At 39.0% G+C, this 12,748-nt stretch carries 7 protein-coding genes and 1 riboswitch; of the genes, 3 read left to right on the forward strand and 4 right to left on the reverse strand.

Going from position 1 to position 12,748, the window contains the following annotated elements:
* Positions 1-182: 182 nt before the first annotated feature.
* Together R8495_RS02010 and R8495_RS02015 are read left to right on the forward strand one after the other, a co-directional pair.
* Positions 183-3,281 carry a BspA family leucine-rich repeat surface protein gene (locus R8495_RS02010; RefSeq protein WP_317635897.1) on the forward strand — a complete coding sequence of 1,033 codons (3,099 nt, stop codon included), beginning with the start codon at positions 183-185 and terminating at the stop codon, positions 3,279-3,281.
* Positions 3,282-3,473: 192 nt separating this feature from the next.
* Positions 3,474-7,937 carry a BspA family leucine-rich repeat surface protein gene (locus R8495_RS02015; RefSeq protein ID WP_317635898.1) on the forward strand — a complete coding sequence of 1,488 codons (4,464 nt, stop codon included), beginning with the start codon at positions 3,474-3,476 and terminating at the stop codon, positions 7,935-7,937.
* Between the two features lie 35 nt (positions 7,938-7,972).
* Here R8495_RS02015 and dapF read toward each other — a convergent pair whose 3' ends face one another.
* From dapF to R8495_RS02035, 4 genes are all read right to left on the reverse strand, one after another.
* Positions 7,973-8,917 carry a diaminopimelate epimerase gene (dapF, locus tag R8495_RS02020; RefSeq protein WP_317635899.1) on the reverse strand — a complete coding sequence of 315 codons (945 nt, stop codon included), beginning with the start codon at positions 8,915-8,917 and terminating at the stop codon, positions 7,973-7,975.
* 3 nt (positions 8,918-8,920) lie between these two features.
* Positions 8,921-10,270, reverse strand: a complete 1,350-nt coding sequence (locus tag R8495_RS02025; protein ID WP_317635900.1) for an aspartate kinase — start codon at positions 10,268-10,270, stop codon at positions 8,921-8,923.
* Between the two features lie 77 nt (positions 10,271-10,347).
* A riboswitch (Lysine riboswitch) is annotated at positions 10,348-10,523 on the reverse strand.
* Positions 10,524-10,570: 47 nt separating this feature from the next.
* Positions 10,571-11,788 (reverse strand): glycosyltransferase family 2 protein, encoded by a 1,218-nt coding sequence (locus R8495_RS02030; RefSeq protein WP_317635901.1) that lies wholly within the window; start codon positions 11,786-11,788, stop codon positions 10,571-10,573.
* 99 nt (positions 11,789-11,887) lie between these two features.
* Positions 11,888-12,283 carry a nuclear transport factor 2 family protein gene (locus R8495_RS02035; RefSeq protein WP_317635902.1) on the reverse strand — a complete coding sequence of 132 codons (396 nt, stop codon included), beginning with the start codon at positions 12,281-12,283 and terminating at the stop codon, positions 11,888-11,890.
* 83 nt (positions 12,284-12,366) lie between these two features.
* On the opposite strand from R8495_RS02035, the gene R8495_RS02040 reads away from it, so the two are divergent.
* Positions 12,367-12,741, forward strand: coding sequence for a cupredoxin domain-containing protein (locus R8495_RS02040; protein WP_317635903.1), 375 nt, complete (start codon positions 12,367-12,369; stop codon positions 12,739-12,741).
* Positions 12,742-12,748: the final 7 nt, after the last annotated feature.

Here is a 12,748-nt window from a genome sequence, read left to right on the forward strand (position 1 = left end):
TTATTTACTAAGATCTATATATTTTTAATATAATAAAATAATTTAAAGGAATCGAAAACGAATTAAACAGCTACGTAGATGGGTTAATTCGTTTTTTTTTTAATTTTTTTAAAAATAATGATCAAAATCAGATTATTGATTTGGTACAATTGATACAAATTGATGGCAAATAGGAGATGATGATGAAAGTATTTAGGAAACTGGGCAATATTTTGTTAGTTCTTAGCGGAATCATGGCTTTAATATTTGCGTTAAACTTTAAACAGGACAGTAAAGCGGCAGAGTTTCCTGAAAATGTTTCTATGAAAGGCTTACAAAGCAATCTTGAATTTGGAAATCGCGTTTTTGAACAAATTGAGCAAAATCATCTCCAATCGAGGTCGAAGATTCAACCACAAGAACTTTCGACAATAATTACACCAGGAAATTTTCGTTTGAAAGCTGAAAGTCAGTTTGTTTCAAACCAGAGTTCAGTAAAGTTAAACTGGGATGCTCTACCAAATGTAAAGGAAGGGTACGTTGTCCAGCGGACCACTGATGGGTATTCTTGGACAGTTCCGCCAACGACTTATGGTCAGAGAGTTGAAGTTTTAAATGTCTACCCAGGGACGAGCAACTTCTTAAAGAGGTGGATGGATCAACTCGATCCTAATAGTGGCCAACCAGTTTCAATGGGGTTGATCAATGTTACTCCAGTTTCGATATCAGATTTTAATAGAAATCCTAATTCATATTTAAAAGATTCATTAGGAAACTACAAGTATCACAGTGTGTATTTCGGCTCGGAAGATAGCGGCGGTCAAGATTTAAATTATTCTTCTTATCAAGCAGTAGCAGCTTATGCTGAAACTGGACGCTCTCTTATTTTTGGTCATGATACAATCGCTAGGAGTTTGCACCCATACATGAAACAATTCGCTAGTAAGTTAGGTTTTGTTATTTGGGATGCATTACCTTCAGGAATGACAGTGAGTGGCAGAAATTTAGTAGGAAGTACACAAATTCAAATCACAAAAGATGGTTTTTTAACTCAATATCCTTATCGATTGGATCCTAACGCAACTTATAACATTAAAATGGCTCATACTACGGGGCAATTCTTTGTAAACAATAGCGGTGCGACTCGTTGGATGTCGTTTAAGAATCCATCTTACAATGGAACGATTGTCAATTCTTTGCGTAACAACTATGGGCAAGTTATTGGGGATAACAATCACTATTTGGTGACTAAAGATAACTACGCAATGATTCAAACTGGCCATACGACAGGGGCTTGTACACCAGATGAAGCAAAAGTCATCGCAAACATGATTTACTATATCGGAGCATTAAATACTAATAATTCAGGGGAAGATCATACGGTGTTGGATCAGGCAGCACCTAATTTACCCCAGATTAATCTAACAAATCAAAATTCAAACCAATTAGGATTTGGAGTCAGCACTACTGATAATGCGACTTTTTATCAATACCGAGTAAAAGCTAATACTTCTGCTGGAGTTTCATATTCAGATACGGTTAGAGTCCCGCTTTCTACTGGGATAAAGGGCTATGTTTATTCGTTAGATTCTAATCCAAATGGAACTCCTTCAGTTGTCAAAAATTCTAGTGGTGAAGTAACAAATATTAATTTAAATCCAACGTCTTCTTCAAATCCTTTAGCAACACTGCTAGTTAACCGAAATGGATTAGCAAGTAATTATTTGCATGTTGTAGCAGTTGATGGTGCGAACAATGTTTCTGCTACTAAGACTGTAAAATTAACTGATTATTATCAGTGGTGGGAATATAATTCCGGAACTTTGACAATTTATCCGCATCAGTTAAATTCAAATGTAGATGCAACAATTATTGGTAGTGGGACAGCGACAATCGTCAAGTGGCCTTGGGATCAATATTTAAGCCAAATTAACAATGTAAAAATAAATCCAGGAGTAACTGCAACCGGATCATTGTTCCAATTATTTGCCAGAATGACAGCATTGACTTCTATTCAAGGATTGGCAGGTTTAGATACGAGTTCTGTTATCGATATGAGGGGAATGTTTCAAGATTGCAGTAGTTTGACGACACTTGATCTTTCTGGATTTAACACCGCCAATGTTATTAATTTCTATCGGTTCCTTCGTGGTTGTACAAATCTCACGAATGTTAAATTTGGACCAAATTTTTTAACAAGTAATGTAGTTGATTTTGGTGGCATGTTTGAATTCTGCGGGTCATTAACAAGTCTTGATGTAAGTAAATTTGATACAAGTAACGCAACTCAATTTGAAGCGATGTTTAGTGGCTGTTCCAAATTGACAAAGCTGGAAGTTGACCGTTTTAATACTTCAAAAGCGACTAACATGGATTGGATGTTTCTTAACTGTCATAATTTGACTACCCTAAATATTACGAACTTCAGAACACCCATGTTAACAAGTATGCAATCGACTTTTTCAGAATGTCGGCGTTTGACCACGTTAGATTTAAGTAATTTGAATGTTTCCAAGGTCAACGATTTTTCTTACTTATTTGAAAATAGTTATAGTTTAACTGAACTAGATCTTTCAAATTTTAATATAAAAACCACAGCTGATACCACAAAAATGTTTAATAAAACCAACAGCCTGTGGAAGTTGAAGTTAGGAGCAAATACAAAACTAGGGACGTTGACATTTTTAGGTAATCCAACTCAAGGGACAGTTATTAATGACATTTTTAATCCAACTCCAGTATATTATGCGACAGGAAATACTTGGAGAGAAGTTGCGACGGGGAGTCCTCATCTGCCTAATGGTGCAATTAAGACTGCCGCTCAAATAGCAGGAGAGTCTCAGACAAGATCTGACGATCGAATTTACGTTTGGGATCAAAATGGGATTCAAACGTTAGAGTTTACTCCTGGCAGCATTGATCTTGGAACTTATGCGGGACATTTAAAGAATAAAGAGTACGTTAGTGCGTCTCAAAATTTGAAAATAACTGATAATCGTAATGACCGCAGCGGCAAACAATGGCGCGTGGAGGCAGCAGTGACTAAACCGTTTAAGCATACAACGGATCCGACAAAAGTAATTAGCGGTGATCCGCTTTATCACCACGACGTAAATTCCAACATGAAGATAAATTTGAGTGCAACAGCGCGAACACTTTATAACGGAACAGCAACTAGTGGTTATCAAGAAATCAAAAATTTTCCTTTTCTTATACGTTTCAAGGCAAATCCAAGTGATATTCCTGCAGCTGGAACGTATAAGGCAACAGTAACCTATACATTAGTTAATCCACTACCTTAGAAATGGGGAGCTTTAGCGCAAGTTAAAATAGATAATTATATTTGTATTTAAGCAAGTGGGATTTTTTGTTTAATTCAGCAGGGAAGCTTATAATTTTTAAAATTAGATATTTAATTTTAAGAATCGTAATATTGAAAAGTCAATAAGCTTGTTATAATAGCAATAGAGAATTAAATCAAGAAGGGGTGAACAGTGAAGCTATTGAGAAAGCTTGGATTTGTAGGTATAACCTTAGTTTGTTTTGCGTTTTTTTTGATTAATAATCAGCAAAAGAAATTAAGCAGTCGTGCAGCAGATTTTCCATCACAAATATCATTAATTGGTGATAGCAAAAAAACAATAGCTAATCAGGGTGGATCTGGGTTCAGTGATCCTACCAGATTGTTGAAGATTCAACCCCGCGGCATCTCTCAAGTTAACAATTCTACGACGGTTTCTACAGGAGCTTACCAGATGACAGGGCAAAGTTACTGGAATGATACTGATAATCGTAACGAAGTTGATTTAACTTGGAATCAGGCTCCCAACCTCAGTGGGGGCTATCATGTTGAGCGCGATACCAGCAACTCCTTTACTAGTGCGACTGATATTGGAACCAATTATGGTAAACGTTTTAAAATTTTAAATGTTGCTCCCGGAAATGCTGCTTATTATCAATGGTTTAAATCTTGGATGAAAATGCAGAATGTTGCGGGAACAGGACCAGTGGATCAGGGGCTCTTTGATATTACGACTGTTGATTTTGGAGCTTTTAACAATAATCCGGGAATGCTCAAAAATCCCGATGGCACCTACATTTATGACAGCATTTTTTTTGGCGCGATCGACTGGAATGATAACTATGATTTAAATGAAGCATCCTATCAAGCTACGAAAGCTTTTGGTGACACGGGAAGAGCGGTGACTTTTGGGCACGATACAATTGAAGGTGCTCATTATGATCCAGTGACCTGGTTACCATATCCAGGAGAGCCTTCTCATCCGTACTTTAATCGCTTTGCACCATTGCTGGGATTACAAGTTTCTTCTTCTTATCGACCGATCGGGAGTACTAAGATAAAAGTCGCAACTCCCGGATCATTGACCAAACAGCCATATTTGATGGATCCGACGAAAATTTATGATGTTCCGATGTCGCACAGTTGGTGCTCATATTATATGTATGGTTCAGGTGCGATTCGTTGGCTTAAGTATGATGAAAATTCGCTGAACTGGCGCGATGGGGATACTTTTGTTACCTATCTTAAAGATGGGGCAGGTCAAAACATCGGTGATAACAACTGGTACTTGGTTTCAAAAAATAATTATGCGCAGATTCAGACGGGTCATTCAAGCGGGCAGTGTACTTCTGCCGAAGCTCAGATTATTTTTAATATGATTTACTATACTTCAACTCTTAATACAGGTACGACGGGTAAAGATATTACCGCTACTGATCAGGCAGCTCCCATTGCTCCAACGGTGAGTTCTAGTAATCTGTCGGAGGATAATTTAACGTTAAATATTGATGCGGTAGATAACGGAACTGATTACTATTATCGTAACCGAGCTGATACTTCGAGTGGTTCTCAATATTCAGATATCATCAAAGTCCCGGTGATGAGCGGGATCAAAGGGTATGTCTATAGTGTTGATGATAGTGCTGCAGCGACACCGGCGGTGAACAAGGATCCAGCAACAGGTAATGTAACTAATCTTAATTTGACTCCAGGCACGCCGCTGAATTTTACGCGGCTTGCTCATGCTGGAAAATACCTGCACATTGTGGCGGTTGATAACAATAATAATGTTTCGACAGCAACAAATATTAATTTAAGTGAATACTTGTGGTGGAAGTACGACAGTGGAACCTTAACCATTTACCAGCATGAACTTAGTTATAACGATACAATTGGATATGCCGTGGATGGTAATGTGCCAGAATGGTACTGGCTGTGGCCGTGGAATCAGTATAAGGGAAACATTACCAAAGCTGTCATTAAACCAGGGGTTTCGACGGCTGATCGGCTTGATCACTTTTTCTATGAATTTACTAATTTAGAAACAATTGAGGGCTTAGCAAACCTTGATACGTCCCGTTCGACGAGTTTTATGTCGATGTTTTGTCGTTGTTATAAATTGAAAAGCCTTGACCTAAGTAATTTCAACACGGCAAATGCGACCGATATGAAGTTTATGTTTAACCAGACGACCTCGCTTGAGAGTCTAAACGTTTCAACATTTAATACCAGCAAAGTTCGGAATATGCACGCAATGTTTCAAAGTGCGACCCAAATTCCAGAGCTTGACCTTTCTAATTTTGATACTTCGGCGGTTACGAACATGGGCTATATGTTTTATGGTACGACAGCTCTCTGGCAACTGACCTTGGGGGTCAAGACGAAAATAATTCCTTCAGCTATTTATCCGATTGGCTTAGGGAATCCCAAATCTGGTGCAGTAATTAATGATCCCGCTGATCCAACGGGTGATTACTTTGCGACTGTACCGCTTTGGCAAGAAGTGGGAACAGCACCAGGGGCAACGGTTCACGATCCAAAGGGTCCAACGAAAACTGCTAATGAAATTTTAACCGAATCGCAAACTCGGACTGACCGTCGGACGTATGTTTGGTATCAAAACTGGTGGTACATCGATCCGCAAAAGACCCTGAACATTTATAAACATAATATCGATTTGAATCCGACCGGTCCCGCTGATTGGCCATGGGATTCTAGGCGGACTGAGGTCGAGAAAATCTCAATTAATCCAGATGTGACCACTAAGTCTTTGAGAAATATGTTTAGCGGGATGACGAACTTGAAGACCGTAGCTGGGCTGGAGAATCTTGGGACAGCACAAGCCCAAGACTTTAGCCAGATTTTTCAAAATTGTAGCAACCTAGAAGTTTTGGATTTGAGTAAATTAGATATGCGCACGGCTCTCCAGACACGTTACATTTTAGATGGAGCCACCAAGCTATCTCAGCTAACATTAGGACCGAACACGAGATTTCCAGAAAACATTAGTAATATTATGGATGCACCAGGCAATACTAACGCCAATCCAACGACTAAGTGGCAAGCTGTAGCCAGTGGTACAGTTAGTGCACCACGTGGATCTTCAATTACGGCCAGTGACTTAGTCGATAAATATAAAAATGGTGCACCCCAAGAAACCTATGTGTGGGATACCGTTTGGTGGACTTATGACAGCGGGGTTTTGACAATTTATCCGCATGATCTGGATGCAGCAGGTGATTCAATTGGTACAACAGTTGATGTTTGGAATCATGACCAACAATATAATATCTGGCCATGGTATCAATATCGGGATCAAATTACTAAAACAGTTATTAAACCAGGAGTTGCAATTAAAGGATCTGCTTGTGGTATGTTTGCTGATTGCAATAATTTAGTGGAAATCGAAGGGCTGACGAACTTCGAAACAAGTCAGATGACCAGTATGAAATACATGTTCAGTCATAATACAAGCTTAAAGTCTTTGGATCTTACTAGCTTTGATACTGGGCAAAATACTTCGATGGATGGAACTTTTCTTTTCTGTACATCGATGACGGATTTAAAGTTGGGAGCCAATTTTACCACTAAAAATGTGACTGATTTTACTCGAGCTTTTGAAGCTTGCTTTGTATTAAAAGCTTTGGACCTCACAAATTTTATTACATCAAAAGCGACTTCAATGGAAGCAATGTTTAATAATTGTCGTGCACTCACAAAGCTTGATGTGAGTGGATTTGATACCAGTAACGTTACCAAGATGGATTGGATGTTTGAAGATTGCGAAAAATTAGTCAAAATTGATGTGAGTGGATTTAACACCTCTAAAGTGCAGCGAATATACAGAATGTTTAAAGACTGTTTATCGCTTACAACGCTTGATTTAAGCAGTTTTGATTTGACCCAAGTTCCTGATGTATTATGGGATAGTTATATTGGAAGTGTTGGTAACATGCTGCTAAATACCCCGAAACTTTGGAAGTTAACGCTTGGGCCTAATACGAAGTTAACTTTTAGTTACGGAACCGTGGGGCTAGTTGATCCAGGGGCAGGAACCGAGATCAGTAAACTTGATGATCCCGATAATATCACTAATCCTCAAAAGAACTATTACGCGACTGATACAAAATGGCAAGAAATCGGTTCAGGTGGATCAGCTCATGACCCGAAAGGGGCGGTGAGCTCAGCGAATCAAATAATTGCCGATTCGGCTACCCGCACGGATAAGCGAACTTACGTCTGGTATCAATTAGGCAGACAGACGCTTGCTGCTTCAACTAATATAGATTTTGGAAATCACCGAGGTTCGATTAGAAATCATGAATACAAGAGTCCTAATCAAACGATTAATATTACTGATAATCGTAATGACCGCAGTGGCAAAACTTGGCGACTGGAAGCTAAGGCGGGACCATTAAGCAAAACAGCTTCAACAAAGGTGATTAAGGGAAATCCGCTAATTTATCAAAGCGGGGGGATTAATTATCCTTTGAATGCGACGGCGTGCTCTATATATAGTGGATCAGGTGGCAGTAGCTATCAAGATATTTTGAATTTAAATTGGAATCTTCTTTTTAAAGCTCGAGCGACAGATATCCCTGAAGCTGGACAATATCAGGGAACCGTTACGTTTACGCTTGTTAATTCAATACCTTAAATAAAAAAGTGTTGATCAATTCGATCAGCATTTTTTTATTTAATAAATTTTTGGTACGCAGCGTCTTCTGATGTTTCCTGGACTTTAATCTTCTGGTAATTTGGCAGTTCGAGGTCAAGAATGTGCGTAATCGTGGCGTTTCCGATCAATTCCATCCAGTATTGCTGCTCGTCATTATGCACGCGAGTCTGAACAAAACCGCCCGGATTGGTGATAGTTAGGAGTTTGTTAAAAGCATCATATTCAGGATAGTTCAGTGCAAAAGCTAAGCTAGTCGCTGACATCCCAGTCCCGCATGCGTTCGTAAATCCGACGCCGCGCTCGAAAGTTTGGACGAAAAGGTGCCGTTCATCAATAATTTTGGCAAAATTGACGTTCACACCTTCTGGAAAGTAAGGGTTTGGGCTGTTTAATTTGGTGCCGAGATTTTTCAGCAGGTCGCTATCTAGTATATTTTGATCGACAAAGCTAATTAGATGAGGATTTGGCACGGCGATTGCACTAAATTTAAGATCTGGCGCAAAATCGGTGACCTCGGCATTGATTAGTTGCTCGCAGTCGAGATTATCAAAAGGGAGTGTAGTTCGTTCAAAACTAACTGGGCTAATTTCCACGCTCATGCAATGGACATCAGGTGCCCAGTCAGGTTCCTTTTTGACTTGAAGATCGGCGTTAGCGGTCTCGACTAGAAATTGATCCTCATGAAATTTGTCGGCTAAATAGCGAGCTACAGTGCGCAATCCATTACCGCACATTGAAGCAATGGAACCATCAGCGTTAATTACCTGCATTTTTCCTAAAGCGCCTGGATGAGTGCTGGGACTTACGACAAGGAGACCATCAGCGCCGCCTAGAACATTTCTGGTTAAATCTTTAGCGAGGTCGATTAGTTGAGTTTGTGTTAGTGGTTGCTTGAGGATAGTTTGATCGAGCAGGAAAAAAGAATTTCCTGATCCATGAACTTTTTGGATTTGGACCATATTTTACTCCTTTGATTCAAAAAATTGTTGATAGATTTTCTTAACAGCTGTTGAGGCGTCTGCCTGCTTGGTTCCCAGCATAATTGAGATTCTGGAAGCGCCTTGGTTGATCATGTGAATTCCAATGTTTGCTTGCGCCAGCGGATCGACAATTCGCTTTAAGACGCCGATTTTATTGCGCATGCCTTCGCCAACGACCATGATAATAGCGTAGTCATCGATCCATTCTAGTCGATCGGGACCAAGGGTTGCGCGAATCTCCTCACACATTTGTTCTCGGAGATCTCCATTGAATTGATTTTGATCAAAAATTACTGTCAAATCGTCAATTCCTGAAGGCATGTGTTCGTACGAGATGTTGTATTTGTAGAAAATTTCTAAAAGTTTTAACGTAAAACCGACCTCTTTATTCAACATGTAACGATGAAGGTAAAGTGCTGAAAAGTGCTTAGAACTTGCGACTCCGGTAATGGTGTGCTGAGGCTTAAAATCTTTTTCAGGGACGACGAGGGTGCCCGGTAAATCTGGATGATTGGTATTTTTTACATTGATAGGAATTTGCGCTTCAATTGTCGGGATCAAAGCTTCGTCGTGAAAAACAGAAAAACCGGTATAAGATAGTTCTCTGAGTTCACGGTACGTCATCAACTTGATGGGAATTGGATTTTTGACGAGCTGGGGATTAACTGCAAATACTGCATCCACATCGGTAAAGTTCTCATATAAATCGGCGTGCAGGCCTTTGGCCATGATTGCTCCAGTAATATCAGAGCCACCACGTGAGAAGGTTGCGATTTCCCCGTCCTCACTTCGACCATAGAAGCCAGGAACGACCAAAATTTTATTTGGGTTTTGAAAATCTGCGAGCCGATCATAAGTTTGGGGCAAGACGTGGGCGTCATGCGGATTATTAGTCACGATGAGGCCTGATTTTTCAGGATCGAAAAACTCAGCGGGTTTATTTTGTTCCTGTAAGATGATTGTCAAAAGCTGAGCATTAATTTTCTCACCATGAGCTTTGAATGCCGCGAGTAAGAAATCGCTATTTGAATAATTCTGCTGCGGCAAGTTTTCTAATTCTGATTTTAAAGGTTGCAGAAGTTCTGCGGGAACTTGGAAAAAATCAGCAATTTCTTGATAGCGCGCCCAGATTTCTTCGACAATTGTTTTGCGGTCTGGGTGTTTGGCATATTTAATTAATAAATCTGTCACCTTGGTGTCAGCGTCATTACGCTTTCCCGGAGCAGATACGACGACAACGCGTCGATCAGGATCTGCATTTATGATCTCGATGACTTTTTGAAATTGGGCGCCGGATGCTAACGAACTTCCGCCGAATTTAACAACTTTCATTTAAAACCTCTTCTTAAAATTAATAAAAAAAAGAACCCTTTGAATCGAAAGAGTTCACGCCCGGATTTAAAAATTAATCTGCCCAAAGCGCTCCGCAAAATATTTCTGCGACAGTTCGTAACTTGTTCAATTACGACCCAGCTAATTAATCAGTGCATTGATTAACGCTTCGGCAACCGCCCCTTTGACCTGAATCTAAGCCCTGCACAAGCTCATCAGGTTACTAATGTTGGTTGCAACCTCTTTTGATACCATGAATCATATTATTAATTGAGTTTTAAATCAAGTCCTATTTTAAAATTAAATTGTTTTTTGGTAGGGGCCAAAGCTTGAAATTAGCTTAGTTTCAATTACCCTCTTAGAAATTCGCCACATTTCGTTCAAAATTTTTCGATAAATCGTGGCAGGTAAAAACTGGAGAGAGTCAAAAATGTAGGCAACATCGAATTCGTTATCGGCATAATCTGATAATAAGCCGACCGCATTGATAATCGTTTTGTTGTAAACCTGCTTTTTGTAACGCTTTTCATGAGGATCAACAATAAAAAAAGTATTGAAATTTAGTGATTTAACTTCACAGTCAAGACGGACTCCGAGGGCCAAACTTTTTTGAAAAGGTTCAATTTGTTGATTAATTTCGTTTATTATTTCGTCATTTAAATTAGTATTGAACAAGTAGCATTGAGTTATTTCACTCACGATTTTATCAATCAGAAAAGTGGGATAAAAAAGCGTCAATTCTGTTGCGAAGCTAGGAAATTTCTGGAAAAAAAGTTTTTTGTTACTTGTTGTTGAAGGGCTGTTGACTTGTGAAACGTGAGGAATATGAAGACCAAAAGAATCACGATCGACAACAAATTTTTGGCCCAATTTAAATAATCGAAGAGAGAAATCGGTGTCTTCAATTCCCCAATCAGTAAAATTTTCGTCGAATCCATTTATGGAATTAGCGGTCTCACGATTAACGGATAAGACACTACCCCAAGCAAAAGACCATGGAGTTAAGGACTTGTTTACATCATCTGTATGTAATTCATATTCAGGTTCACGGTAATCAAGTAAATCTTTGCAAGAGAAGTCAAGGTTTTGGAATGGATTAGGTCTTTTAATCAAGGCAGCTAATTCATCGTCATTTTGAACCTTGTAGCCGTACAAATAGTGGATGCCAATGACGTTATCGTCGATTTTTTTCAGAAAGTTTTTCACAAAATCTGGATTGATCATCACATCACAATCTAGGAAAAGGACTTTCTTGCCAATAGCCTTTGAGAGTCCGAGGTTTCTGGCGCGGGAACGGTTAAAATCTTTGGCCTGATCAGTAACAATTGTAGTTTTTATTTTGGATTTGTTATGGTCATCAATCCATTGAAACGTTATTTCCTGGTTATTTAAAACAGAAATGATAACTTCGACGTTGGTTAAAGTTTCATAATCACCATTTTGATGATAAATACTATTTAAACATTTTTTAAGATAATCTTGGCAATTATTACTAATAATGATGATACTTAGATCCATTTTTGGTTCCTCCGATTACATCGCAAAAAAGAAAGCGCTATCAAATTCTTTTAATTGTAACCGAAATAATTTTGTTTGTCAATAACTGAACTATCAAAGCTAATCTGTTAAAGGCTTCAATGGGCGATAAGTTTGATGCTTTGCTTCATATTCACTGACTTTTTTCATTTTTCCATGCTCGAATTCTATGATCGAGACGCCGTCGAAATCGTATTCCGAATCTTCGCGCGCATGAAAATACCATTCAACGACTCTGATTGAATCATTAACTGGCAAAATTCGCTTGATTTTCCAGGCGAGGACAACTTGCCGTTCTTTCATTTTGTTCATCCAGAGCTGAACTTCTTCAAGCCCTTCATACACTGGTCCGTAGCATTCGCGATATTTTATATCGGCGGTGAAATATTTTTCGGCAGGGGCAAATTTGTGTTGCTCCCAAGCGCTAAAATAAGCACGGATTAATTCGTCAGCTTCCATGATTTTATTGTACAGCAAAATAAACTGGCATTAGTTTACAATTGTAGATACAAGAGGTATACTTGAAATAAATCTACAGTTGTAAACAATAGGAGGCGAAGATGATTAAGGTGGCAGTTTTAATTATTTCATTATTGTTAATCGGCTTTATTGGTTGGTGGTTCTTTGCACCTAGAAAAGAGATTGCTGTCAATGCAAAAGAAACAAAGGATCATCTGCAAAACGTTGAAGTGGTAGTTGATGGAGGCTATAAGCCAAGTACGGTTGTGGTTAAACAAGGTGAACCCGCAGAAATCACTTTTAATCGTAAAGATCCTTCAAGTTGTCTAGATCAGGTTGTTTTTCCTGATTGGGGGATTAATGAATTTTTGCCAGAAAATGAAGTTCATGAAGTCAAAATTGATACCAGTAAGCCGGGAGTTTATCAATATACTTGCGGGATGGACATGTTCCACGGCAAAGTTGTAGTTGAGTAGGAGGCTT

The organism is Xylocopilactobacillus apicola (assembly GCF_033095985.1).
Lineage (GTDB): Bacteria > Bacillota > Bacilli > Lactobacillales > Lactobacillaceae > Xylocopilactobacillus > Xylocopilactobacillus apicola.